Origin of the sequence: Pyruvatibacter sp. HU-CL02332 (assembly GCF_040362765.1) — a bacterium.
GTDB lineage: Bacteria > Pseudomonadota > Alphaproteobacteria > CGMCC-115125 > CGMCC-115125 > Pyruvatibacter.
Window position 1 is genome coordinate 716672 of the sequence record NZ_BAABWK010000001.1, and the last position, 26847, is coordinate 743518.

At 57.5% G+C, this 26847-nt stretch carries 14 protein-coding genes; 7 read left to right on the forward strand and 7 right to left on the reverse strand.

Annotation, left to right across the window (positions count from 1 at the left end; all coding sequences use genetic code 11):
• Positions 1-24 precede the first annotated feature (24 nt).
• Positions 25-780, reverse strand: coding sequence for a glutathione S-transferase family protein (locus tag ABXH05_RS03515; protein ID WP_353559798.1), 756 nt, complete (start codon positions 778-780; stop codon positions 25-27).
• A gap of 116 nt (positions 781-896) precedes the next feature.
• On the opposite strand from ABXH05_RS03515, the gene ABXH05_RS03520 reads away from it, so the two are divergent.
• The 3 genes from ABXH05_RS03520 to ABXH05_RS03530 all read left to right on the forward strand — a co-directional run bounded on the left by ABXH05_RS03520 (position 897) and on the right by ABXH05_RS03530 (position 4256).
• Entirely contained in the window at positions 897-1484 is a 588-nt protein-coding gene (locus ABXH05_RS03520; RefSeq protein ID WP_353559799.1) for a TetR/AcrR family transcriptional regulator, read from the forward strand.
• 64 nt (positions 1485-1548) lie between these two features.
• Positions 1549-2781, forward strand: a complete 1233-nt coding sequence (locus ABXH05_RS03525; protein ID WP_353559800.1) for an acyl-CoA dehydrogenase family protein — start codon at positions 1549-1551, stop codon at positions 2779-2781.
• A gap of 53 nt (positions 2782-2834) precedes the next feature.
• Positions 2835-4256, forward strand: coding sequence for a tetratricopeptide repeat protein (locus ABXH05_RS03530; RefSeq protein ID WP_353559801.1), 1422 nt, complete (start codon positions 2835-2837; stop codon positions 4254-4256).
• Here the strand turns inward: ABXH05_RS03530 and ABXH05_RS03535 are convergent.
• Positions 4253-5362 carry a hypothetical protein gene (locus ABXH05_RS03535; protein ID WP_353559802.1) on the reverse strand — a complete coding sequence of 370 codons (1110 nt, stop codon included), beginning with the start codon at positions 5360-5362 and terminating at the stop codon, positions 4253-4255. The genes ABXH05_RS03530 and ABXH05_RS03535 overlap by 4 nt on opposite strands.
• Positions 5363-5524: 162 nt before the next feature.
• Between ABXH05_RS03535 and ABXH05_RS03540 the strand changes: the two genes are divergently transcribed.
• Positions 5525-6205, forward strand: a complete 681-nt coding sequence (locus ABXH05_RS03540; protein ID WP_353559803.1) for a nitroreductase — start codon at positions 5525-5527, stop codon at positions 6203-6205.
• Positions 6206-6211: 6 nt separating this feature from the next.
• Here the strand turns inward: ABXH05_RS03540 and ABXH05_RS03545 are convergent, their stop codons facing one another.
• Positions 6212-6607 carry a hypothetical protein gene (locus ABXH05_RS03545; protein WP_353559804.1) on the reverse strand — a complete coding sequence of 132 codons (396 nt, stop codon included), beginning with the start codon at positions 6605-6607 and terminating at the stop codon, positions 6212-6214.
• A 186-nt stretch (positions 6608-6793) separates the two neighbouring features.
• On the opposite strand from ABXH05_RS03545, the gene ABXH05_RS03550 reads away from it, so the two are divergent.
• Positions 6794-7219, forward strand: a complete 426-nt coding sequence (locus ABXH05_RS03550; protein ID WP_353559805.1) for a Zn-ribbon domain-containing OB-fold protein — start codon at positions 6794-6796, stop codon at positions 7217-7219.
• A 2-nt stretch (positions 7220-7221) separates the two neighbouring features.
• Complete coding sequence (locus ABXH05_RS03555) at positions 7222-8367, forward strand: thiolase C-terminal domain-containing protein (protein ID WP_353559806.1); 1146 nt, start codon at positions 7222-7224, stop codon at positions 8365-8367.
• Positions 8368-8399: 32 nt separating this feature from the next.
• Here the strand turns inward: ABXH05_RS03555 and ABXH05_RS03560 are convergent, their stop codons facing one another.
• From ABXH05_RS03560 to ABXH05_RS03575, 4 genes are all read right to left on the reverse strand, one after another.
• Positions 8400-9110 (reverse strand): DUF2461 domain-containing protein, encoded by a 711-nt coding sequence (locus tag ABXH05_RS03560; RefSeq protein WP_353559807.1) that lies wholly within the window; start codon positions 9108-9110, stop codon positions 8400-8402.
• Positions 9111-9237: 127 nt separating this feature from the next.
• On the reverse strand, positions 9238-10548 hold the full coding sequence (locus tag ABXH05_RS03565) for an HlyD family type I secretion periplasmic adaptor subunit (protein WP_353559808.1): 1311 nt from the start codon (positions 10546-10548) through the stop codon (positions 9238-9240).
• Positions 10549-10583: 35 nt separating this feature from the next.
• Entirely contained in the window at positions 10584-12725 is a 2142-nt protein-coding gene (locus tag ABXH05_RS03570) for a peptidase domain-containing ABC transporter (RefSeq protein ID WP_353559809.1), read from the reverse strand.
• A complete protein-coding gene (locus tag ABXH05_RS03575; RefSeq protein ID WP_353559810.1) occupies positions 12722-14563 on the reverse strand; it encodes a peptidase domain-containing ABC transporter in 1842 nt (613 codons plus the stop codon). The genes ABXH05_RS03570 and ABXH05_RS03575 overlap by 4 nt, the downstream gene beginning before the upstream one ends.
• Before the next feature lie 328 nt (positions 14564-14891).
• On the opposite strand from ABXH05_RS03575, the gene ABXH05_RS03580 reads away from it, so the two are divergent.
• Positions 14892-26825, forward strand: a complete 11934-nt coding sequence (locus ABXH05_RS03580) for a hypothetical protein (RefSeq protein WP_353559811.1) — start codon at positions 14892-14894, stop codon at positions 26823-26825.
• Positions 26826-26847: the final 22 nt, after the last annotated feature.

A 26847-nucleotide genomic window follows, 5' to 3' on the forward strand; every position in this document is an offset into this window, starting at 1 on the left:
ACCGGTCCGAGGCAAGCGCTTTGGCTAAGCCGCCGCCGTCACCGGTGCACGATGCCGCGCATACATGGTCCGAACCCACTGGACACCATGATGATCTGCAAACTGATCAAGATAGGCCTGCACACTCGGCGCCACAGGTCGTGGCTTCATCATGTCTGCATAGTCCAGCTGAACAGATGGCGCGAGAATGGCAGCGGCCGTGAGATCGGCAATTGTGAACTGGTCACCAACGAGGTACCCGGTGTCACGGGTTTGCGCCGCTACAAAGTCAAAGGCCTGTCGGGTCAGGGCATTGCCTTCTTCCAGAGCATCCGGGTGAATGTCCATGGACCTGCGCATCACCCCTTTCACAAGCGGCAGCATGCGCCGATAGATGAACCGCTTCGTAGGCGTTTGCCCCTGAGCAAACATCGAGCACAGATAGTCCGGCTCATCGATCAGGTGAACAAAAAGCGAGCGACGTTCCTTGACCGCAATGTCGCCGTCAAATTTCTCAACCAGATCCATGGCCTGTTTCCGGGCGTCTTCATCGGCAGGCAACAGGGCTGGCTGCGGGAAACGCTTTTCCAGCTCCAGAACAATGTCCGTAGATCCCGCAAGGACATCTCCCTCGCCAAACCGGATGACGGGCGTTTGCGTCTGCCCTGAAAGTTTCTTGATCTTGCCTGCATGGGGCCCGGGCATATAGGGAATGCGGGTATGGGGTATACCCTTGTAATCCAGCGCCCAACGCGCTTTTTCATTATAGTGCGACATGGGAAACATATGCAGTTCAATCATCGACCCGTCCTTCTGCCGTCAACAAACCAAGCCATATGCAGTGGCTTGATTTTCGGTCATCATCTATTAAATTATGACCATAATCTTATACCTGTTTTGGAGGCCGCGTAAAGCGCATGCGATATCCCCCCGGCCATAAGGAAGAAACCCGCGCCCGCATTGTGCAGGCAGCGGCGGACCTTTTCAGAACCCGCGGCTATGAAGGCGTTGGTGTCCAGGACATCATGAAGGAAGCAGGCCTCACCCATGGCGGGTTCTACGGCCACTTCAAATCCAAGCAGCATCTCTTTCAATCAGTAATGGGCCTTGAGGCCGACTTCCTGCGCCGCATGCGTGCGCGAACCGGCACCACCGGCAAGGCACTGCGGGACGAAGCCAAAGACATTTGCACAGGCTACCTTGAACCGGCCCACATGGACGCCATCAGCAAGGGATGCCCCATGGCCTCTCTCGCCGTAGATGCCGCCCGCGCGGACACCAAAACGCGCAAGGAGTTCGCCAGGGGATTGAGCGATCTGGAGCGAGAGTTTGCTCGTGGCCTCACGTCATCAGGGGAACCGGATTCGCGGGCGCTGGCTGCCATCGCACTCGCCGTTGGAGGCTTTATCCTTGGCCGTGCGTCAGGAGACAAAGACCTGCAGACAGCAATAATGTCAGCATCACGCGACGAAATTGCCAACCTGCTCGACCGCTCGAAACCTTAGGCGAGACGACGCCCATATCCCGCGATAGAGTGCTCCCGAAATCAATATATCGGGAGCAGCACCTATGGATCTCGCCCTCACCAAAGAGCACGACGCCTTCCGCGACGAAGTCCGGACATTTTTGAACGACAATCTGGACGAAGACCTCAAGCGCGCCGGCCGTCTGGGCACCAGCGTATATGCCGACTACGACGTCACCATGCGCTGGCACAAGATCCTGAACCGCAAAGGCTGGCTCGTCCCCGCATGGCCGGTTGAATATGGCGGCACGGGCTGGGACCTGATGCGCCAGTACATCTGGGCCAGCGAAACATCCAAGGCCGGAGCCCCGTCCCTGTCGCCCATGGGCGTGGGAATGATCGGGCCCGCTCTCATTGGCTACGGCACCAAGGAACAAAAGGATTATTACCTGCCACGCATCCGGGAGGGTGAAGACTTTTGGTGCCAGGGATATTCCGAACCCGGATCAGGGTCAGACCTCGCCTCCCTGCAGATGAAAGCGGAAGACAAGGGTGATCACTTTGTGTGTTCAGGAGCCAAGATCTGGACGACCCACGCCAATTATGCCAATCGCATTTTCTGCCTTGTCCGCACGGACGGCTCCAGCAAGCCTCAGGAAGGCATCACGTTTGTCCTTATGGACATGGATCAGCCCGGCGTAACGGTTGACCCACTTTTGATGCTCACCGGCGAGCACATCCAGAACCAGATTTTCTTCGAGAACGTCAAAGTTCCAAAGGAGAATGTGGTTGGAGAGGTCGGCAAGGGCTGGACCGTTGCCAAATATCTGCTCCAGTTCGAGCGTGGCAATGCCTATGCGCCGGGTTTGTATTCCCGTCTTGAGCGCATTCGCGCAGGCGCAGCCGATGAAAACGCGGGCACAGGCACCCGTCTGATTGACGAGCCCGGCTTTGCAACCAAGCTGGCCGAAGCCGAAGTTGAAATTGCCACCCTCGAATTCACAGAACATCGCATTCTGTCAGCGCTCGCGGCCGGAGACCCTCCCGGTGCGGAGTCTTCAATGCTCAAGACGCGCGGCACCGAGGTGAGTCAGCGTCTGACTGAAATTGCCATTGAAGCAGCGGCCTTTTATGGGGCGCCGTTTCAACCGCAATACACAAGTCCAGGCGGCCCCGTACCAAGTGCCCCCGTCCGCGACGGCAATCTGCCGCCTGTGGGGCCCGAGCGTTGGGTCACGGCTGTCCCCAAATACCTGAATGACCGAGCTGGCTCTATCTATGCCGGATCAAACGAGATTCAGCGCAATATCATGGCAAAGGCGGTGCTGGGGCTGTAGGCTCCGGCCTCTGTAGGCAAATCTGCCTGCGTTCTGCCTGAGGCTTCTAGAGAATGACTGCCATCCTTGATTGGCTCAATGAATACGAGTCCGCCCTTTCAGCCATCGCCGCCCTCATTCTGATCGGCACCGTGGCTGCAACGGTCGGACGAAACTGGCTGGTCAAAAACCGGACGTCGGGCGCGAACCCAGGCCCGTCAGCCGCTGCATCCCCAAATGCTCAGCAGCCCAGTACGGTCAGTGATCGCCCATCTATTGCGGTTCTGCCTTTCGAGAATACTTCCGGCGATCCATCCAAAGAAGCGGTAGCAGACGGCCTCACGAGCGAAATCATCGCCGGCCTGTCAGCCAACCGACATCTGTTCGTCATCGCCCGCAATTCCTGCTTCACCTACAAGGGCCGCAGTGTGGACGTGCGCGAGGTCTCACGCGAACTTGGCGTGCGATATGTCCTTGAAGGCACCGTTCGCACCCGGGATGATCGCGTGCGCGTCAGCGCTCAATTGATTGATGCCACCAATGGCGCGACCGCGTGGTCGCAGCGCTTTGACGTGCCCATTGATGACCTCTTTGAGTTGGACGACGTCGTGACAGCAGACATCGTCGCAGCTCTTATCCCCGAACTGCGTCGGGCAGAAGCCGCCCGCGCACGAGAAAACCCGGTCGGCCTCGACATCTGGTCGCGCGTGAACTCGGCATGGCTGGACCTGCAAAATGACCTTGCCAACCAGAATAATGCGAAGGACGTCATTCAGCGTCTGGAAGCTATTCTAGAAGAGGCACCCGAGTTTGCACTGGCCCATGGCGTGCTGGCACACGCCTATTCTCTCGCCTTCCAGCTCGGCGATGAGGAAACAAAGTCCACACAGGATCTCAAGGCCAAAACGACAGAACACCTGCAACGGGCTATCGCCCTGGACCCGGACGACCCGGCCATTCGCCATCTGGCCGGTGCGGCACTTTCAAATTACCGCGAAAGCGATGAGGCACGCCGCTCCTATCAAAAGGCGCTTGATCTCAACCCGGACTATGCCCCTGCCCTGGGAAGCCTTGGCGTGTCGCTTATCTACGCTGGCCGCACACAGGAAGCCATTGAACATATCGAACGGGCGCTTCGCCTCTCACCACGTGAACCGCAGGCTTACCACTGGCAGTCACATCTCGCCCTTGCTCACAATGTGCTTGGGAATCCCGCACTTGCCCTTGACTATGCGAAGACAGCATATGAGCGTCGCCCCACAATGATGGGCAGGGTCTCTCTCATCATGGCAAACGCTCTGCTGGGCAACACCGCAGAAGCGACGGTCTATGCCAACGAACTTAAGTCTGTCATGTCATCCACAATGACCAGAGCCAGCTACACGGAACTGCTCAATCAACTGGTGCAGGATGAGGATCGGTACCGCGAACTGCGTGACGCAATCGAGCCTTACCTGAACGATGAATATGTAGATGCGGAACAGACCGAGGCTTAGCCTAGCGCTGCATCGACCATCCGCTCAACAAAAGCACCGCCAAGCCACGAACTCACCGGAATAGCCAGATAAAGCCCAAATTGCGCAATGGTTGGCGCACTGATGGGTGTTTCCTGTGCCTTCTCCAGCCTGTCTTCATAAGCAAGAAGCGCCCCCATCTGGGCCAGACGCGGGTCATCTGCCTCTCGCACCTTTGTTTCGCTTGCCGCATCCAGCGCATTGAGATGCAGATGCGCAATCACTGCCCTGACCTCGGCAAGCGCAGTGTCCTTGGACCGACGAATGACACGCCGGCCAGCCATCGCCGGGGTTATTGCCGCAAGCCCACCAAGGATCGCGATGCAGGCCATGAAAACCAGAATGACGGTCGCTTCAATGTTGGTATCAAGCACAAAGAGCACGCCAATTGCTGCCCCGATCATCCAGATAAATGACGTATGCAGTCCCGCATTGACCAAGGGGCGCAATTTGTCGGCATCCAGCGGCCCCACTTCCAGCCGCGCAACCGTCTCCGTCAACAAGCGTCGCGCGCCAGTGACCATTTGATAGGAAGCCTTGGAGAGGCTTGCGATCAAAAAGGGTACAATGATCAAGAACCAGCCTGCTGCCCAGTAGGCCGACGGAGGTAGGTCCGTGTCCCAGGAGCTTGGTTGACCTGACATAAGCGACCAGGCGCCAGGCACGGAAAAGACCGGGATCAGCAATCCAAAGCACCACCCAAGTGACGAAGCGACAAGCCGCCCGGTCTTGTCTCCGGCAGCTGACCGAACATAAAGATCACGCAGCCCCGCGCGATCCAGGGATGGGGTGATCTCTGCCAGGGACGTGATGTCTCCCAAGTGGCGCACCTGAGCGTAAGGAAGAGCAAAGACCGTAAAGCCCGCAAGAAGCGACGTGACAATGGCAGCCCAGCTGTAGGGGTCCAGCGGAATACTGGAGTCACGCAACTCAAGTTGGATGGGCAACAGGCCAAAGGCATAGCCGGGAACAAAATAGGTGGCAGCAACAAGCACTGAGACAATCGGCGCTGCCATAGCGGGCGAAACACCCAAAAAGCGCACCAGTTTTGCTTCCCATGAGAAAGCCAGATCCTTGGGTACTCTCATCCGGTCCACGTCCCCTTTATGGTTCAGCCAAAGCGCTCCAGCACTGCGTTCAAGCGCCAAGCGTTTGCATTCTTGCAAAGCCTACAAAGAAGCCTTGCACAAACCCAGTGCTGTCTTAAGACTGCGCCTCGAAAGCTTTACCCGCCACTGACGGACACTTCCATGCACATAGATGATGCCATCCGTACACGCCGTTCCATACGTGCGTTCAAATCCGATCCTGTACCGCGGGACATCATAGACGATCTGCTGGACGTTGCCCGTCAGGCACCAAGCGGCACCAATGTACAGCCCTGGCATATTCATGTGGTGATGGGAGACGCGCGCAACAAGCTGGTGGATGCCGTTCTTCAGCACCGAGAAACACATCGCAAGGACGGTGCTCCGGATTCGTTTTCCGAGTTTCCCCGCGCCAGCAAGCGCAAGGAACCCTACACCACGCGCATGCGCACCCTCGGCAAAGCCATGTATGGCCTTCTTGAAATTCCCAAAGGCGACCAGGAAGCCAACTGGCGCCAGTGGGCACGCAACTATGAATTTTTCGATGCCCCGGTGGGATTGCTGTTCACCATCGACAAGGATCTTGAATATTCAAGCTGGGTCGACATGGGGATCATGCTTCAAACGATCATGCTGGCAGCACGCGCCCGTGGCCTTGACACCTGCGCACAGGGCGCCTGGAACAATTTCTGGACAGTCACGAAAGGCGTTCTGAATATTCCCGATACGGAATATGTCGTCTGCGGTATGTCACTTGGATATGCAGACGAGAACGCACCAGTGAACACACTTGTTGCAGAGCGTGAACCGGTTTCAGAGTTCGTGACGTTTCACGAAGACTAGGCCGCGCTAGAAACCCGACCGCTGAATACGATTGGCGCGAAAGCGAAACGCACGGTCAATGGCAGGTCCGCCGAGGCTCTGCCCAAATGCCGCGTCACGCGCCTGCCGAAACGCAATGTCTCCGTCGGCGCCATCACCTCGACGCGTGCTACCCGTCACGATGAAAAAGCCGCCACCACTGGAGCAGCAATGGCTGCCAAAGGTATTGCCGACGCCACCGCTGAGGCTGCCAAGAGCCATATGACCATTGAGACTGGGTGTCTGAGGTTGGACAGGCACATAAACCTCAGCATCCGCCCCCGACATCTGCCAGCTTCGGTTGGTGTCACCAGCCTGAGCTGAGGATGCAAAAGCGCCTGCGGCGAAAGCCACGGTCGCGATCAGTGATGCAAATGCTTTCATGGGTCCACCCTTTCAGCGGGTACCGGTCAAGATCTTAACATATGCAATGCGGCGCGGAATTCCCACTTTGGCACAGCACATGGTTAAGATCGGACGTCAAATTAACCTTCTGTTGAGTATGTGCTCCGGCCCGTTATCCTCCCGCCCGTCAAAACATTGTTGATAAGTCTGAAGGGAGGGCCCGGTATGCCCGCACCAAAACAGTTTCTACCCCAGCCAACGCCGGAGACGGCGCATTTCTGGGAAGGTGCAAAGGCAGGTGAACTTCGCCTGCAAAGATGCAGCGCCTGCAACCATGCCTACTTCCCGCCGCGCCCCTTCTGTCCCGATTGCGGCTCAAGGGATGTTGCCGTGTTCAAGGCAAGCGGCGACGCCAAGCTCTATTCCTATGTCATCAACCACCGTCCGCGCCCGGACTTTGGAGAGGAGCCGCATTCCATTGCCGTGGTTGAACTCGCCGAAGGCCCGCGCATGATGACCAACATTGTGGGCTGCCCCCAGACGCCTGAGGCACTGCAGCTGGACATGCCCCTCAAGGTGACGTTCGAGGATAAGTCTGACGACATCGCCCTGCCAAAATTCACGCCCGCAGATAGCCAGGCGGGAGCATAATCATGGGACAGAAAACAACAGCGATCGTCGGCGCGGCTGAAACAACCGACCTTGGCAAGATACCGCATCTGTCAGAGCTGATGCTGCATGCGGATGCAGCGCTCAATGCCCTTGACGATGCAGGCCTCAAAATCTCCGACATTGACGGCGTTGCCACCGCCGGCGAGAACCCCGGCACCCTCGCCTACTATCTGGGCATCACGCCCACCTGGGTGGACGGCACATCCGTCGGCGGCTGTTCCTTCATGCTGCATGTGCGCCATGCCATGGCCGCCATTGAAGCAGGATTGTGCACAACGGTGCTCGTCACCCACGGTGAAAGCGGCAAGAGCCGGGTCGGCGTCAACCGCGGCGGCGGTCGTGGTCCTACCAGTCTCAACGGCCAGTTTGAAGTGCCCTATGGCGTCATGGGACCGCCCTCCATGTTCACGATCCCGGTGCTGCGATATCTGAAGGACACCGGCACCACCATGGAGCAGCTCGCGTCAGTGGCCGTCGTTCAACGTGAATGGGCCGCAAAGAACCCGCGCGCCTATATGAAGGACCCGATCAATGTTGATGATGTTCTCAACTCCCGGATGATCGCATGGCCCTTCCGGCTTCTCATGTGTTGCCTCGTGACCGATGGCGGTGGTGCGTTGATCATAACGTCAGCAGACCGCGCCAAGGATTTTCCCAACAAGCCGGTTTACATCCTTGGCACCGGCGAAAGCACTGAAACCCCCATGGTCAGTCAGATGGAGGACTTCACCACGTCACGCGCCTTCCGCGTGGCAGGTCCCGCGGCCTTGGCATCCGCAGGCGTGAGTCACAACGATATTGACCATCTGATGATCTATGACGCCTTTGCACACCTGCCGCTCTATGGCCTTGAGGATCTTGGGTTCTGCGACCGCGGTGAGGCTGGTGCCTTCATAGCGGAAGGCAACACCCGCCCGGGTGGCAAACTGCCCCTCAACACCAATGGGGGTGGTCTCTCCTACATGCATTCAGGCATGTACGGCATGTATGCCCTGCAGGAGAGCGTGCGGCAGATGCGCGGCATAGCGCCCGCACAGGTGGAGGGTGCTGAAATCTCTATGTGTCACGGCGTCGGCGGCATGTTTGCAGCCTCCGGCTCCATCATCATGTCGAATGTCGCGCCATAACAAATGGCCTGAAGCTCCCAATAGCCTATAGCTCAGTGTGCTGATCCAATGGTTTTGGACAGCCACTGAGCCACGGGCTTCAAGGTCTTCAATCGACCACACACAAAGTCCACAGCGGTCGGCGTGAACAGCTGTTTTGGATGAGGCTCCTGCGTACCCATGTGAAAGCCAGAGTGGCGGATCAAATCTGCTTGAATGCCACCGGCTTCTTTCACGGCTGGGTATCCGCGCGGCACTGTCTTGTATTTGGGCGTCCCACGTTCCCAGCCGCCTGCCTCATGCGCCTTGGATATGATGGATGCAAACGCCTTTGCCTTTTTTGGATCCGCAATCGTGTCTCGATAGGTCTTAAGGCCGGTCGGCCCGAAATCCATCATGCCGCATCCAAGATGCAGCTGCGTTGGTGAAATGCGGAACCACAGGGCCGGCGACTTACGGTCAAACGCATCTCCCACCGGAAACATGAGAGACAGATGCGGTTTGTAAGGCGTCTTGTCCTTGGAGAACCGAACATCCTTGTTGATGCGCATGATCGATCCGTTCACCCGCGCTTCTGCATTGGCTCCAGGAACCGCCTTCGCCAAGGGTCCTGCCATAGCCGCAACAAACGCTTTGGCCGGACCAATATACAGGTCGTCGTACTCGGCTCGATGTGCATCAAACCAAGCCTTTTTATTGTTTGCCTGTAGCTCAGACAAAAATGTTGGAAGACCTTCGGGAAAACCATCAAACTGAGAAGACACCAGTACCATTCCTCTTATTAGATTATGACCATAATTCAACAAGAGCAAACCGATGTCCAGCCAGATTTGCAGTCGCAAGACTGACCGCAATCGAAGGCAAACTGGAGTGACTATGAAACGGTGAACGCTAGCGCTCGGAGAATGCCGTATCGAGGGAGCGGAACACCGGCTTGAGCAGGTAACGCACGATCGACTTCGAGCCGGTTACGATTTCCGCATTGACCACCATGCCCGGCAGCACCAGATGCTTGGCAAGCTCGCTACCCACAAAATTGCGGTCCAGCTTGATGGTCGCGTGATAGAAATGCTCCCCGCGCTCATCCTCAAATGTAGAAGCAGAAATTTTGCTTACACTGCCTTCAAGCGCACCGAAACGCGCAGGATCATAGGTCGTGACACGCACAAGCGCGCGGTCACCAACAGACACATGACCAATGTCCTTGGGATCAACCTCAACCTGAGCAACAAGCTCATCATCAAGAGGTACGATTTCCAGAACCGGATCGCCCGGCCGCACAACATCACCAACTGACTTGACCGTCAGGCCTTTCACAATGCCACGCGCAGGTGCACGCAAGGCCAGGCGCTTTACGCGATCCTGGGCTTTTGCAATCTGATTGTTCACTTCTTCAAGTTCGCCAAGAGCCCGTGCCCGGTCGCGCTTGGCTTCATCAAGCAGTCGGGCATCAATTTCCTTGAGGCTAAGCTCGGACTCGAGCATGGCCTGCTCCACTTCAGCGACCCGCCCCTGTGTTGTGATCAGTTCACCGCGTGTCTGCTCAACCGCCCGCTGGCTTTCAAGAAAAGCAATGCGGGACACAAGCCCTTTTTCAAGAAGACCACGACGCATATCCATCTGTTCTTCAAGAATGCTGACTTGTGTCTCAAGGTTTGTGACGCGCCGTTCCAGCGATGACAGTTCAGCCTTACGCTGCGCGATACGTGAACGCGCAACGCCGCGCTGCTCGGCGCGGGATGCTACCTGCAGTTCCCAGGCTTCCATCTGCTCGTGTGCAAGATGCCGGAACTCGGGATCTACTTCGAACGCAGGCTCCTGCTCATTCACAAAGGCTTCCTGACGCTCGGCAGTGAGCTCAAGAGACGCGGCCTTTGCGCGAGCCTGATCAAGATCCGCACCAGCAAGCGCTGGCTGGAACTGAACCAGTGCGTCACCTGCTTCCACAAGTGCGCCATTGCTCACCAGAATGTCGCCGACAATCCCGCCTTCAAGATGTTTGACTGTCAGCACCGACCCGGCCGGTTCTACCTGGCCCGCAGCAACCGCAAGCTCGCGAACAGTCGTCAAAGATGCCCAGACAATAGCCATCCCGACAAACAGACTGACGACCGTAAGAATGAGGCTCGCAACCCGTGGCGCTTTGCCTTCCTCAAGCGCAAGCGGCAACGCCAGGAGTTTTTCATCCGGCGCACCTAGCATACGGCGCTTAAGTCTATGAAGACCCAGTTTCACGTCTAGCCCCCGAACAATTCGGCAAGCACCTGGTCAGGTGGCCCATCAAGCGCCACACGACCCTGGTCAATTACAACAACACGATCAGCTATCTTCATATGGGAAGGGCGTTGAGTAACCATTAAAACTGTAGCGTTCCCCTTAAGTTTTGCGAGTTTTGCCCGCAAAAGCTCGTCCCCTTCGTCGTCCAGGTTGTTGGCTGGCTCATCAAGAAGGTAAATGGGCGCGTTCTTGACGTAGGCACGGGCCAGCGCAAAGCGCTGCTTCATGCCGTCAGCCATCCGCCGCTGGAACTGATCGGTCATCCGCGTCTCAAGCCCCTCAGGGAGCGAGGCCACGAATTCGCCAAGGCCCGCATCTTTCAATGCGTTCTGAATGTCGTCTTCGCTGGCTGTGGGCTGCGCCAGGCGCATGTTCTGCGCCAATGTCCCATGGAACACAGATGTGCGCTGCGCCACATATCCAATGGACTGACGAAGATCGCCCTTGTCGAGCTGGCGAAGGTCATTGCCGTCAATGCTCACTGCGCCAGCCTGCGGCATGTAAAGCGCCGAACAGATCTTGAGGATGGTCGATTTGCCAGACCCGCTTGAGCCCGTAATCGCGATCATCTCGCCGGGCTTCACTGCGAAGTCCACTCCGACCAGCGCCGGCTCGGCGCGAGGCGTGTATCGGAAGCTCACTTTGCCAAAGGCGATACGGCCCTTGAAGCTGCGATAGAACGATTGCTGCTGCCCGGGTTCGCGTTCAACCTGAATACGCATCAACTGATTGACCTGGGCCAGCGACTGCTTGACCTGCTCAATGCGGTTGATCCCAAGAAACGCTGCCTGAATAGGCGCGAGAAGCCGCCAGACCAATGCCATGGTGGCGATCAACGCACCAATGGTCATCATCTCTTCCATGACCATCAGGGTGCCAACGGCCAGCGTCGCAACACCTGACGCCATCATCATGGACTGACTCAAGGTCTGAACAATGACACCAAGATGCGACACAGAATGATGAGCCGCCGCCCCCTTGGCTGAGATGTCTCTGAAACGCGTTTTCCAGTGCAGACCATTGCCTGACTGACGAACCACACGCTGGTTCTCGATGGTTTCAATCAGGAATGCCTGACGCGCAGATCGCGCCTCACCCAGCTTGGCAACACGCGACTTGCTGATGGGCCATGTCACAAGCCCAAGAATGGTGAAGCCCACAATGAGCGCCACGGGCACAAACCCAATGACGCCGCCGATCATGAAGACCGTCACGAGGAACATGAGCAGGAACGGCAGGTCGAGTGCCGAAGCCGCCAGTGGCCCGGTAAAAACCTCGCGGACGGTTTCAAACTGTTTGAGACGTGCGATCTGTGCACCTATGGGCGCACGCTCTGTCATGCTGACGGGCATGTTGAGCAGCTTCTGAAAGGCAGCAGCCCCAATGAGCATATCGAGCCGCGCACCGACATAAGCCAGCATCTGCCCGCGCACCAGCCGCAACCCGCCGTCAGCCATGACGGCCAGCAGTACGCCACCCAGGAAGAATGCCAATGTCTCTGGCGACCGTGTGGCCACCACCTTGTCGTACACGCCCATGATAAAGAGCGGCACGACCACAGCAAAAATGTTGATGACAAATGTCAAGGCAATGGCCTGCCAGATGACCGCCTTGAACCGTTTGATCACATCGCCCAGCCAATTGCGCTGGGCCGCCTTTTCCTGCTCCTCGAGGGACTCGCTGGCTTTGCGAATATAGTACGCCGTGCCGAGTGTCCTGCTGGCAGAAACCTCAACAACATCCCCCAGCACACCGTCGAGCACCGTCAGCATGTCCCCATTGCGCTCGAGCACAAGGCCAGCCGTTTTGCCGTCCTGCTCAAAGAGACACGGCAAAAGCTCCGCACGCAGATCAGACAGCGTGGTCCGCTCAGGCACAGTCACGTAGTGCAGATTGGCCAACACCATCCGCAGATCGGCAAGGTCGAGAGAGTCCGCAAAGTGCGGCAGTGCTTCTGCCAAATGACGCGCTTCGCCACGCCAGCCCAGCGCATGAAGCAGCGGCACCAGACAGGCGCCCGTGGCGGATGTGGGTTGAAAGCTGGATATCGCGCCGCCATGCAACAGATTTTCAAGACGGGGCGCGGACGCATGCGTACTCATGCAGCACCTCCTGCCTGAACGGCGGCTTCCTGAGCTGTCTCTTCAGCGCCTTGCGCAGCAGCGTCGTCTGCTTCGATGTCGACTTCAGGGTCAGTACCCTGCCGTTGCGGTGTAAACTCGTGGTTGAGACGCGCGCGGCCCTTGCGGATGGAAATCACGCGATCAGCAAGCCGAATAAGCGACGGCCTGTGGCTGACGGCAATGATTGTGATCTTGCCCTTGAGCGCCATCAAAGCCTCGGTCAGCTGCGTATCCGCCTTGCGATCAAGCCCTGCATTGGCTTCATCAAAGAGAAGAATACGCGCGTCACGGGCAAGCGCGCGGGCAATCACAATACGCTGCATCATCCCGCCGGGCAGTTCGTCAGAGATGCCCTGACTGACCTCGGTGTCATACCCCTGCGGCAGCCGATGAATGTCTTCCTCCAGGCCGATCATCCGCGCTGCTTCGCGGGCACGGTCAATGGCATCGCCTTCGCGAAACATTGTGAGATTTTCCAGAATGGTGCCTTTGAAGAGTGTCGCCATGGCGGGCATGTAGGCAATGTCCATCGCCAGGTCGTCGCGCCTGGGACCACTCGCTTCATGCTGATCAATGAAGACCTGGCCATCGTCCGGGGAAAGCTCACCCATAATCATCTTGAGAAGCGTTGATTTGCCGTCGCCTTCCGGACCGGTAATCGCAAGCATTTCACCGGGCTTCACGATGAGACTGAACTTGTCGAGAATGGCACTATCCTCGCCATAGCCAAATGACACGTCACGGAAAGACACGTGGCCTTCCAGGTCCGCAATATGCTGCGGCTCAGCCTCAGGTGCTGCATCCATTTCCTGAAGCTCTGCGACCTGCGCCCGCGCAACATCAAGGCTCTGGAGCTGCGTCCACACGCTCATGCCTTTAAGCAGCGGCTGCAGCGCGCGGCCACCCAGCAAAGTGCAGGCAGCCAGACCACCCACGGACAACGTTCCACCGATCACCAGCAACGCGCCGGCGGAAACAATCAGGATCATCGTGAGGTTGGAAATGATGCCGCCGATAGTCTGAACGAGATTGCCCAGAACAATGGATTTGTACGCTGACCCGGCGCCCGTGCTCTGCAGCCGCTCATAGCGGCGCTGCATCTGCGGCTCCATGGCCATGCTCTTGATCGTCTGAATGCCAGACAGCGCTTCGATGATGAAGCTGTAACGACGGTCATCAAGCTCAGCCCTCTGGGCCTGGCGCTCCTTGAGCGCACGGCCGGCAAAGATGGATACCACAGCCAGCAAAGCAATCATGGCCAGAGGTACAAGTACCACCGGCCCACCAATCACAAAAATCAGTCCAAGGAAGATAAACAGGAACGGCAGATCCACCAGCAACAGCCGGGACTGCCCACCGTAAAACTCTCGCAGCGTGTCAATGGCCTGCAATCGATCGAGATGCACGCCAGGAGGCGCCTTCTCGATCTCCGAAGGACTTGCATAGAGGAAGCGCCCAACAAGCTCTGTTGCTGTTCGATGTTCAAACTGCGCCGCCGCCCAGCCCACAACATGCGCACGGGCAATTTTGAGAGTCGCATCCAGCACAAGCACAACGGCCAGCCCGCCCAGAAGCAGCCCGAAAGTGCCAAGCGCTTCGTTAGGCAGAATGCGATCATAAACTTGCAGGATGACCATCGGCAGGCCCAGAGCCAGCACATTGATGGCAAGCGAAGACAACCAGACAGCACGGCTCAGCCGAGGCGGCACGACACCGCTCTCGCTGTCCTCAGCCCCAAAGCCCATTTTCCGCATAAGACCTTGCTTAGCGGCAGGCGGGGTATCGGCTGCTTGCTCTTCCACAGACAGAAAATCCAATTCGGGCTCTCTCGATCCCCGATTGGTAAACGCGAACATTTTCAACTTAGTTAATTCAAATTTTAATGACCGCGGAATCAGGCCAAAAACACACACCCTGTGAGTTGCGGAAACTAGTAAATACACGCAATAGGCGAGAAATCGTCCCCCCGATCTTTACCAGTTCCTTAAAGCAAGACTTAACCGGTGTTGTTTCAAACTCTTCTCAACACTGAGGGAAGTTGCGTCCGCCGTTTGCCGAGCGCTTTTCGGCACAAGCGCACCTCCTCTCACAAAACGTCACCCCAGAAAGTTTCGGGCGACGGATGTATTGAACAGGAGTTCGAGTATGGCTGACGGTCAGGAAACCAACAGCACGCCCACCCCTAAGAAAGACAGCGACGCTGCTGAAGCGTTCCGTCTGGATAGCGCGAACGCGACTGCCCGCGATGAGGCAGTAGAGCGGGCACGCGACTATGGGTCTCTCGATGTCCTGCAGGGCGAAAGCGACCCTGCAAACCCGAATATTCATACAGGTACACGTGTCCCCATTGATCCGGGTACATCTGACGGCGTGGTCGGCGCACCGGATACTGACGCAAGTTTCGTCGGCTCAAGCATCACCGCTGAAGGCACGTCCACCAGCGACAACAATGGCAATCTTGGCAATACGCGCGGCGTGGCGTCCTTCACCGAAACACCGGTTGAAGCAACAGACGTTCCTCCCGCAGCCACCCTTGAGAACACAGACCTTGATGACACGCTGACCACAGGCATTTCGACCCTGGAAGCGCTGACAGATCGCATTGCGCGCCTGGCCGACAACCCGAATGGCGGACAGGATTCTGCCGTCGACCCACAGGCAGCTGCCGCACAAGATGCGTCCCAGGCGCCGGTCGTACCGGAAAACGATGGTGACGAGGAAATCGTCAACCGCCCGCCAACAGACATTCTGCTCGACAATGCCGGCGTCGTTGAAAACGCAGCGCCAGGCACAGTGGTGGCGGTTCTCAGCGCAATTGACCCGGATTCAGGTGAAGTCTTCACCTATGAGATCGTCGGCTCATCGGACATGTTCGAGATTGTCGGCAATGCCGTTCTCGTCAAGGAAGGCGCGGTCCTCGATCATGAGGCATTGGCCTCTGTTGACCTGCCCCTGCGCGTGACGGACAGCTCAGGCAATGTCTATTTCGAGACGGTGACCCTGGACATCGTGGACGTCAACGAAGTTGCGACCGACATCGCACTGGACGCCACTGTTGTTACAGAGAATGCCGCCGGCGCTGTCATTGGTACACTTTCCACCACAGACCAGGACGCAGGTGACACGCACACCTATGCTGTGTCTGATGATCGCTTTGAAGTGGTCGGCGGTCAGCTCAAGCTCAAAGACGGCGTTGCACTTGACCATGAAGCAGCCGACACAATTTCCATCGACGTGACAACCACCGACGCCGGAGGCCTGTCATACACAGAAACCTTCTCTGTCGTTGTCGATGACATCAATGAAGTCGCGATTGATATTACGCTCGACAACACTAGTGTTGCTGAAAATGCTGCAGGCGCTGTGGTTGGCACCCTGTCCACAACAGATCCCGACGCTGGCGACACCCATAGCTATTCTGTGTCTGATGCCCGCTTTGAAGTCGTCGACGGCGAACTTAAGCTCAAGGACGGCGTCGCGCTCGACCATGAAGCCGGCGACAGCGTGTCCATCGACGTCACGACAACCGATGCAGGCGGCCTGAGCCGTACCGAGACGTTCAACATCTCTGTTGGGGACGTCAATGAAGTTGCGACGGATATCGCCCTCGACAACACCTCCGTTTCCGAAAACGCAGCTGGCGCCGTGATCGGCAACCTGTCCACCACAGATGTCGATGATGGTGACACGCACAGCTATGCGGTTTCTGACGCTCGCTTCGAGGTTGTTGACGGCCAGCTGAAACTGAAAGACGGCGTCGCGCTCGACCATGAAGCTGGCGACAGCGTGTCCATTGACGTAACAACAACTGATGCTGGTGGCCTGTCGCGTACCGAGACGTTCAACATCTCGGTTGGCGACGTGAATGAAGTCGCCACAGACATCGCGCTCGACAACACGTCAGTGGCCGAAAACGCGGCTGGCGCAGTAATCGGCAACCTGTCCACGACAGATGTCGATGATGGCGACACTCACAGCTATGCCGTGTCTGACGCCCGCTTTGAAGTGGTTGATGGTCAGCTGAAGCTCAAGGACGGCGTCTCGCTCGATCATGAAGCAGGCGACAGCGTTGCCATCGACGTAACGACCACCGACGCAGGTGGCCTGAGCCGCACCGAGACGTTCAACATCTCTGTGGGCGACGTAAATGAAGTCGCCACCGATATCGCGCTCGACAACGCGTCTGTGGCCGAAAACGCGGCTGGCGCTGTGATCGGCAACCTGTCCACGACAGATGTCGATGATGGCGACACCCACAGCTATGCGGTTTCTGACGCTCGGTTCGAAGTGGTTGACGGCCAGCTGAAGCTGAAAGACGGCGTCACGCTCGACCATGAAGCTGGCGACAGCGTATCCATCGACGTCACAACCACCGATGCAGGCGGTCTGTCACGCACGGAGACATTCAACATCTCCGTTGGCGATGAAAACGAAGTTGCAACAGATATCGCGCTCGACAACACGTCAGTGGCCGAAAACGCTGCCGGTGCCGTCGTTGGAGCACTTTCCACAACGGACGTAGATGATGGCGATACCCATACCTACACCGTGTCCGACGCGCGCTTCGAGGTTGTTGACGGAAACCTGAAGCTCAAGGACGGCGTGTCTCTCGATCACGAGACCACCGACAGCGTATCTCTCGATGTCACCACCACAGATGCCGGTGGCCTGAGCCGTACGGAAACCTTCACCATTTCTGTTGGTGACGTAAACGAAGCGCCAATGGACATTGCGCTGGATGACGCCACATTTGCTCCTGCCGATTTTTCAGGACAGGACGGTGACAGCTCCGGCACAAGCATCAGCGACCGCGGCCTTGAAACAGACCAGGCCGTCGTCTCAATTTCATTTACGACAGCTGACAATACGAGCGGCGCGCAGACCCTGTTTGAGACAGGCGGCAGCGGCACCGGCCTCAACATCGTCATCGAGGACGGTCAGCTCAACGTGTATGCAGGCTCCGGTAACAATCTCGAACTGAGCGTGCCGATTGACGGCGAGACCTCCTACAACATGGCGCTGGAGCTGGACAAGACGAGCAACACGCTCAAGCTCCTTCTGTCCGATGATCTGAGCCCCGGCGAGATGACGGAGGCCAACAGCCTTGCCGCCTCAAAAACCGACTGGACTGATACAGACTGGGACGGTGGCGACGATCTGGGTATTGGTAATGCAGCAGGCAGCACCCAGGGTAACACTGGCGGTGACTTCCTTGGCACCATCGACGGGCCGGGCGTTCGCGTATTCTCTGATTCAGATCTCAATGACGTCATCCAGCTGGAACAGTCCAACGCGTCCATCAACGAAAATGATGCAGGCGCCGTTGTGGGAGATCTGTCTACAACTGATGTGGATGCTGGTGATACACACACCTACACAGTCTCCGACAACCGCTTTGAGGTCGTGGACGGACAGCTGAAGCTCAAGGACGGTGTCTCACTGGACCATGAAACCGAAAGCACGGTTTCCATGGATGTAACCACCACCGATTCAGGTGGCCTGACACACACCGAAACCTTCACGATTGCAATCGATGATGTGAACGAAGCACCCGTTGATATCACGCTCAGCGACCCCGACTACATCCGCGCTGACTACAACGGCCAGGATGGCGACAGCTCCTCCGACAGCATCAGCGATCGGGGTCTTGAAACGGATTCAGCCGTCGTCGCTGTTTCATTCACAACCTCAGAAGACACCAGCGGCGCGCAGACCCTGTTCGAAACAGGCGGTGGCGGCACCGGCCTCAACGTCGTGATCGAGGATGGTCAGCTCAACGTCTATGCAGGGTCAGGAAACAACCTGGAACTGAGCGTGCCCATTGACGGCGCCACATCCTACAACCTGGCCCTGGAGCTCGACAAAGCCAGCAATACACTGAAACTCCTGCTTTCAGACGAGCTGTCCCCCGGCGACATGACCGAGGCGAATAGCCTGGTTGCATCCAAGACAGACTGGAACGACAGCGATTGGGACGGTGGCGACACAATGAGTGTCGGCCATACGACCAGCAGCACCCAGGGCAGTGTCGGCGGCGAGTTTCTTGGCACCATTGACGGACCCGGTGTCCGCGTGTTTGCCAATGCTGATCTGGACTCCATCAAGGCAAATAGTGTCGGCGGTACTGTTGACGAGAATGATGCCGGTGCTGTGATTGGCAAGCTTTCCACAACGGATGTGGATGCTGGCGATAGCCACTCATACTCCGTGTCCGACGCTCGCTTTGAAGTTGTCGGTGGCCAGCTGAAGCTGAAAGATGGCGTATCCCTGGACCACGAAACAGCTGAAAGCGTTTCCATCGACGTCACAACCACCGACGCTGGCGGCCTGTCGCACACAGAAACATTCACCGTCACCGTCGGCGATGCAAACGAAGTTGCAACAGACATCAGCCTCGACAACACCACCGTCGCTGAAAATGCTGCTGGCGCCGTGGTCGGCACCCTGTCCACGACTGATGTAGATGATGGAGATACCCATAGCTATGCCGTTTCCGACAACCGCTTTGAGGTCGTTGATGGCGAACTGAAGCTGAAAGACGGCGTGTCCCTGGACCATGAAGCAGGCGACAGCGTTTCCATCGACGTCACCACCACCGACGCGGGCGGCCTGAGCCGCACTGAGACATTCAACATCTCTGTGGGCGACCTGAATGAAGTCGCCACAGACATTGCGCTCGACAACACCTCCGTTGCTGAAAACGCGGCGGGTGCCGTGATCGGTAACCTGTCAACGACAGATGTCGATGATGGAGACACCCATAGCTATGCAGTGTCCGACAACCGGTTTGAAGTTGTTGATGGCCAGCTGAAGCTGAAAGACGGTGTCGCACTGGACCACGAGTCTGGCGACAGCGTGTCCATCAACGTCACCACGACGGATGCTGGCGGCCTGTCACGCACAGAGACATTCAACATCTCTGTTGGCGACGAAAACGAAGTCGCAACAGACATTGCCTTGGACAATACATCCGTCGCCGAGAATGCGGCGGGTGCTGTCGTTGGTGCACTTTCCACAACAGACGTGGATGATGGCGACACCCATACGTACAGCGTGTCCGACGCGCGCTTCGAGGTTGTCGACGGCAATCTGAAGCTCAAGGACGGCGTATCGCTGGACCATGAAGCTGGCGACAGCATTTCCCTCGATGTCACCACTACAGATGCAGGTGGTCTGTCCCGGACAGAGAGCTTTGACATTGCAGTTGGCGACGTCAACGAAGTTGCGACGGACATTGCACTCGATAATACATCCGTTGCAGAGAACGCAGCCGGCGCTGTTGTTGGGACCCTGTCCACAACTGACGCAGACGATGGCGACACGCACAGCTATGCCGTGTCCGACAATCGCTTTGAGGTCGTGGATGGCGAACTGAAGCTCAAGGACGGTGTCGCGCTCGACCACGAAGCTGGCGACAGCATCTCCATCGACGTGACAACCACGGATGCAGGTGGCCTGAGCCGCACGGAGACGTTCAACATTTCCGTGGGTGACGCAAACGAAGTAGCCACCGACATTGCGTTGGACAATACGTCCGTTGCTGAAAACGCCGCTGGCGCTGTGGTCGGCACCCTGTCGACTACTGACGCGGATGATGGCGATACACACAGCTACAGCGTTTCAGACGCCCGCTTCGAAGTGGTGGACGGCGAGCTGAAGCTGAAAGATGGCGTCAGCCTTGATCACGAAGCCGGTGACAGCGTCTCAATTGACGTAACAACCACCGATGCAGGTGGCCTTGCACGTACCGAGACGTTCAGCATCTCTGTTGGCGATGAGAACGAAGTCGCCACCGATATCGCCCTGGACAACACCTCTGTTGCCGAAAATGCTGCTGGTGCAGTTGTAGGCACCCTATCCACCACAGACGTGGATGATGGTGACACACATAGCTACAGTGTCTCAGACGCTCGCTTCGAGGTGGTCGATGGCGAACTCAAGCTCAAGGACGGTGTCAGCCTCGACCACGAAGCTGGCGACAGCGTCTCCCTCGACGTGACGACCACCGATGCGGGCGGCCTGTCACGCACAGAGACATTCAACATCTCCGTCGGTGATGCGAACGAAGTTGCCACGGACATCAGCCTCGACAACACCTCCGTTGCGGAGAATGCAGCAGGCGCTGTGGTCGGCACACTGTCCACAACGGACGTGGATGATGGAGATACGCACAGCTACGCGGTTTCCGACGCGCGCTTTGAAGTCGTTGATGGCGAACTCAAGCTCAAAGACGGTGTCAGCCTCGATCACGAAGCTGGCGACAGCGTCTCCCTTGACGTCACAACCACCGATGCGGGTGGCCTGTCACGCACAGAGACATTCAGCATCACTGTGGGCGACGTCAATGAAGTCGCTACTGACATTGCACTGGACAACACATCCGTTGCCGAAAACGCAGCAGGCGCCGTCGTCGGCACCCTGTCCACCACCGACGCAGATGATGGCGATACACACAGCTACAGCGTTTCAGACGCCCGCTTTGAAGTCGTTGATGGCGAGCTGAAGCTCAAGGACGGCGTATCGCTGGACCATGAAGCAGGCGACAGCATCTCCATCGATGTCACAACAACCGATGCAGGCGGTCTGTCCCGTACAGAAAGCTTTGATATCGCCGTTAGCGATGTGAATGAAGTTGCGACAGACATCGCTTTGGACAACACCACTGTTGCCGAGAACAACGCCGGTGCCGTCATTGGCAACCTGGCCACAACAGATCCCGATGCGGGTGATACCCACAGCTATTCAGTCTCAGACGCCCGCTTTGAGGTCGTCGATGGCCAGCTCAAGCTCAAGGATGGCGTAAGCCTCGACAGCAACGATGCAGGCACTGTCTCCATCGACGTCACGACGACGGATGCAGGCGGACTGTCTCGTACAGAGAGCTTTGACATTGCAGTCAGCAACGTCAACGAAGCTGCGACCGACATCTCTCTGGACAACACGTCCGTAGCAGAAAACGCCGCTGGCGCCGTCGTTGGTACCTTGTCCACGACAGACGCAGACGTGGGCGACACACACACTTACACGGTCTCCGACGCGCGCTTTGAGGTGGTCGACGGCGAGTTGAAACTCAAAGATGGCGTGTCCTTGGACCACGAAGCCGGTGACAGCATTGCAATCGATGTCACCACGACCGATGCCGGAGGCCTTTCATTCACAGAAAGCTTCGACATTGCCGTTGGCGACGTGAATGAAGTCGCGACAGACATCTCGCTGGATAACACCTCCGTTGCTGAGAACGCAGCCGGTGCCGTCGTCGGCACCCTGTCCACAACGGATGTGGATGATGGCGACACCCACAGCTATTCCGTATCCGACGCCCGCTTTGAGGTGGTCGACGGCGAATTGAAGCTGAAAGACGGCGTGTCTCTTGATCACGAAGCCGGCGATAGCCTCTCGATTGACGTGACAACCACCGACGCCGGTGGCCTGAGCCGCACAGAGACCTTCTCGATCTCAGTCGGTGATGTGAACGAGGTCGCAACGGACATTGCGCTCGACAACACGTCTGTTGCTGAAAATGCCGCAGGCGCCGTCGTTGGAACTCTCTCCACAACAGACGTTGATGATAGTGACACCCATAGCTACAGCGTCTCAGACAGCCGCTTCGAGGTCGTCGATGGCGAACTGAAGCTCAAGGACGGCGTGAGCCTGGACCACGAGGCTGGCGACAGCGTCTCCCTTGATGTCACCACGACCGATGCAGGTGGCCTGTCCCGCACCGAAACGTTCACGATATCCGTCGGCGACGAAAACGAAGTTGCGACGGACATCAGCCTCGACAACACAACTGTTGCGGAGAATGCAGCCGGTGCCGTTGTGGGCACCCTGTCCACCACAGACGCGGATGATGGCGACACCCACAGCTATGCCGTGTCCGACAACCGTTTTGAGGTTGTCGATGGCGAGCTGAAACTCAAGGACGGCGTAAGCCTTGACCATGAGGCTGGCGACAGCATTTCGATCGACGTCACAACAACAGATGCCGGTGGCCTGTCTCGCACGGAAAGCTTCGACATTGCCGTTGGCGACGTGAATGAAGTTGCGACGGACATCAGCCTGGACAACACAACTGTGGCTGAGAATGCCGCTGGTGCCGTGGTTGGCACTTTGTCCACCACCGACGTGGATGACGGTGATACCCACAGCTATGCCGTGTCCGATAACCGTTTTGAGGTTGTCGATGGCGAACTGAAACTCAAGGACGGCGTAAGCCTTGATCACGAAGCTGGTGACAGCATCTCGATCGACGTGACCACCACCGATGCGGGAGGTCTGGCACGTACCGAGACGTTCAACATCTCTGTTGGCGACGAAAACGAGGCTGCGACAGACATTGCCCTCGACAACACGTCGGTGGCCGAAAACGCAGCCGGTGCTGTTGTTGGCACCCTGTCCACAACCGATGCAGATGACGGAGATACGCACAGCTACAGCGTCTCCGACACGCGCTTTGAAGTTGTAGGTGGCGAGCTGAAACTCAAGGATGGTGTATCGCTGGATCATGAAGCTGGCGACAGCATCTCCATTGATGTCACCACAACGGATGCGGGTGGCTTGTCCCGCACCGAAAGCTTCGACATTGCCGTCGGCGATGTGAATGAAGTTGCGACGGATATCAGCCTCGACAACACCACTGTGGCCGAGAATGCCGCGGGTGCCGTGGTGGGCACCTTGTCCACCACTGACGTCGATGACGGTGACACCCATAGCTACAGCGTCTCCGATACCCGCTTTGAGGTTGTAGACGGTGAGTTGAAGCTGAAGGACGGCGTCTCTCTCGACCACGAGGCAGGCGACAGCGTCTCAATCGACGTAACAACCACTGACGCAGGCGGCCTGACGCGGACAGAGACGTTCTCGATCACCGTCGGAGACGAAAACGAAGTTGCAACGGACATCAGCCTCGACAACACCACTGTGGCCGAGAATGCCGCAGGGGCCGTCGTCGGCAATCTGTCCACAACTGATGTGGACGATGGCGACACCCATAGCTATGCCGTCTCGGACAACCGCTTTGAGGTTGTCGACGGCGAACTGAAGCTTAAAGACGGCGTCGCGCTCGACCATGAAGCAGGCGACAGCGTCTCGATCGACGTCACAACAACCGACGCCGGTGGCCTCTCACGCACTGAGTCCTTCAACATCTCCGTCGGCGACGTGAATGAAGTGGCCACGGACATCTCCCTGGACAACACGTCTGTTGCTGAAAATGCGGCTGGCGCTGTCGTTGGCACGCTATCCACGACAGATGCAGATGACGGCGACACCCATAGCTACGCCGTCTCCGACAACCGCTTTGAGGTTGTCGACGGCGAACTGAAGCTTAAAGACGGCGTCGCGCTCGACCATGAAGCAGGCGACAGCGTCTCGATCGATGTCACGACAACCGATGCCGGTGGCCTGAGCCGCACAGAAACCTTCTCCATCTCTGTCGGTGATGTGAACGAGGTCGCAACAGACATCGCTCTCGACAACACGTCCGTTGCAGAAAACGCGGCAGGTGCCGTGATCGGCAATCTGTCCACCACCGATGTGGATGACGGTGACACCCACAGCTACAGCGTCTCCGACACCCGCTTTGAGGTTGTCGATGGCGAATTGAAGCTGAAAGACGGCGTATCACTCGATCACGAAGCCAACGCGACTGTTTCCATCGACGTGACAACCACTGATGCCGGTGGCCTGTCGCGCACGGAGACGTTCAACATATCTGTAGGCGATGTGGACGAAGTTGCATCCGCTCCGACCCTGGATGTCGGCAGCACCACCCGCACGCTCTTCTCAGAAGACTTTGAGAGCTGGACTGGGTCAGTCGTAGATGGAGGCGGCGACCACATTTCCGCTCAGAATGGCTGGTCGTCGGATGGCGTTGTAGAAGTGCGCGACAACGGCACTGGCGGCAACGGGTCTGAAACCGGATCAATCCACCACATCGAGCTGAATAACGATCCAACCGACACCTATGACGATGCACCAAACATCGCACGTTCGGTCGATACAGTGGACGGCGGCACTTACACCGTGACGTTCGACTACGCGCCCCGTCCTGGTTATGACGCAACGGTCAACCAGATTGAAGTGGTGTGGGACGGCCAGGTCGTGGCCACAATCTCCGCAGACGGCACGAGCGACAGCGCCCTCAACTGGCAGTCTCACACACTGACGCTATCAGGTGACGGCAATCCAGCGGAAATCGAGTTCCGCGAAGCCGGCACGGATACCGACTATGGCCGCGGCATGATGCTCGACAACATCCAGATGGTTGAAACCCTCGACAATGCCGCAAGCGGCATTGAAGGCGGAACGATTGATCTTCCCGACGTCTCTGCATCACTGACTGACACAGACGGCTCGGAAACATTGGCAGTTACGATCAGCGCAATCCCTGAAGGCGCTGTCCTGACCGATGGAGCAAACACGTTCACCGCAAGCTCTGGCAACACTTCCGTTGATGTATCCGGCTGGGACATGGACGGCATGTCCATCACCACACCGGACAACTTCACCGGAACAGCAGCCCTGCAGGTGACGGCAACATCCACCGAGTCTGAAGGTGGGGCCACGGCTTCTACCTCGACCACATTGAACGTGTATGTGGAAAACGTCGAAGAAGCCGCAACCGACATGGCTCTGGACAGCACAACGATTGCTGAAAACGCTGCGGGGGCCGTGATCGGCGCACTCAGCGTGACGGATGCCGATGTGGGTGACACGCACACCTTCACTGTCTCCGACAGCCGCTTTGAAGTTGTGGATGGCAACCTGAAACTCAAGGACGGCGTCAGCCTCGACCACGAATCTGAAGCAACCGTCGATGTATCTGTCACAGCAACAGACTCAGCAGGTCTGACCTACACAGAAGCATTCACCGTCAATGTGTCTGACGTTGATGAGACGGTCACGCTGTTCAGTGAAAACTTCAACGGCCTGAGCAATGGCACGCAGTCTGACAACGGGTCTTCCGCATGGAGCACTGACGACGAGCAGACGGAGTACGGTTCCTCGTCGGAACATGGCGTCAACAACAACGCCTATGAGTTCAGTCAGACCACTGACGACAGCAACGACAACGATTCGGTGGCCGTATGGCGCAGTGAAGAGATTGATATCTCAGGTCAGTCTGGCGTTGAACTAAGCTTTGACCTCACCGCGAACGGCGACATGGAAGAAAGCGGCTCCTGGCACGACTTCTTTAAGGCATATGCGGTTGTAGATGGTGAGCGGACTGAACTCATGGTCCAGGACGGCGACGCGGGCATGTCCGGGACACAGACTTTTACTTTCACCAACATTCCCGAGGGTGAAAAAGTCACTATCGAGTTTGAAGGCAAAACCACATCCAGCACGGAAAGCTTCACGCTGGACAACGTGGAACTAACGTCCAGCGGCGGCACGAATGTCAATCTGGGCGATGCCGGCACACCGGACGGTTGGACACCTGATGACGTCATCTATGCAGACGGCGGTGATGACGAACAAGGCAGTTCATCAGACGAATTGATGATCGGTGGCTCCGGCGACAACAAGCTCGAAGGCAAGGACGGCGACGATGAACTTCGCGGCGGCGCCGGCGAAGACGAACTCAAGGGCGGTGACGGCGACGACACCCTCTATGGCGGTGCCGACGACGACAAGCTCAAGGGCGAAGACGGCAACGACTACCTTGACGGTGGCTCCGGCGACGACAAGCTTGAAGGCAAGGATGGCGACGACATTCTGATCGGCGGTGCTGGCGACGACGAGCTCAAGGGCGGCAAGGATGATGACGTCCTGCGCGGCGGTGCCGGCGACGACGAAATGAAGGGCGAAGACGGCAACGACCTCTTCCTCTTTGGCACCGGCGACGGCTCCGATGAAATCGAAGGTGGCGGCGGCGGTTGGACCGACACCATCCGGCTTGAGAACGAAGACGGCACGTCACTTTCATCCGGCGACTGGACCCTGACCCTCGATGACGGCTCCATCCAGAGCCAGGACGGTGACTCCATCGATCTGTCAGAAGATGCGTCAGGCATCATCACGCTGACAGACGGCAGCGAGATCAGCTTTGAGGGCATCGAACGCATCGAGTGGTAGCCCACTTATGCTGCTGAGAAAA

Coding starts and splice junctions, on each gene's coding strand:
- ABXH05_RS03520 (WP_353559799.1), top strand. CDS start 897: ATGCGATATCCCCCCGGCCATAAGGAAGAAACCCGCGCCCGCATTGTG.
- ABXH05_RS03530 (WP_353559801.1), top strand. CDS start 2,835: ATGACTGCCATCCTTGATTGGCTCAATGAATACGAGTCCGCCCTTTCA.
- ABXH05_RS03570 (WP_353559809.1), bottom strand. CDS start 12,725: ATGAGTACGCATGCGTCCGCGCCCCGTCTTGAAAATCTGTTGCATGGC.
- ABXH05_RS03535 (WP_353559802.1), bottom strand. CDS start 5,362: ATGAGAGTACCCAAGGATCTGGCTTTCTCATGGGAAGCAAAACTGGTG.
- ABXH05_RS03545 (WP_353559804.1), bottom strand. CDS start 6,607: ATGAAAGCATTTGCATCACTGATCGCGACCGTGGCTTTCGCCGCAGGC.
- ABXH05_RS03565 (WP_353559808.1), bottom strand. CDS start 10,548: ATGCTAGGTGCGCCGGATGAAAAACTCCTGGCGTTGCCGCTTGCGCTT.
- ABXH05_RS03555 (WP_353559806.1), top strand. CDS start 7,222: ATGGGACAGAAAACAACAGCGATCGTCGGCGCGGCTGAAACAACCGAC.
- ABXH05_RS03515 (WP_353559798.1), bottom strand. CDS start 780: ATGATTGAACTGCATATGTTTCCCATGTCGCACTATAATGAAAAAGCG.
- ABXH05_RS03540 (WP_353559803.1), top strand. CDS start 5,525: ATGCACATAGATGATGCCATCCGTACACGCCGTTCCATACGTGCGTTC.
- ABXH05_RS03525 (WP_353559800.1), top strand. CDS start 1,549: ATGGATCTCGCCCTCACCAAAGAGCACGACGCCTTCCGCGACGAAGTC.
- ABXH05_RS03580 (WP_353559811.1), top strand. CDS start 14,892: ATGGCTGACGGTCAGGAAACCAACAGCACGCCCACCCCTAAGAAAGAC.
- ABXH05_RS03550 (WP_353559805.1), top strand. CDS start 6,794: ATGCCCGCACCAAAACAGTTTCTACCCCAGCCAACGCCGGAGACGGCG.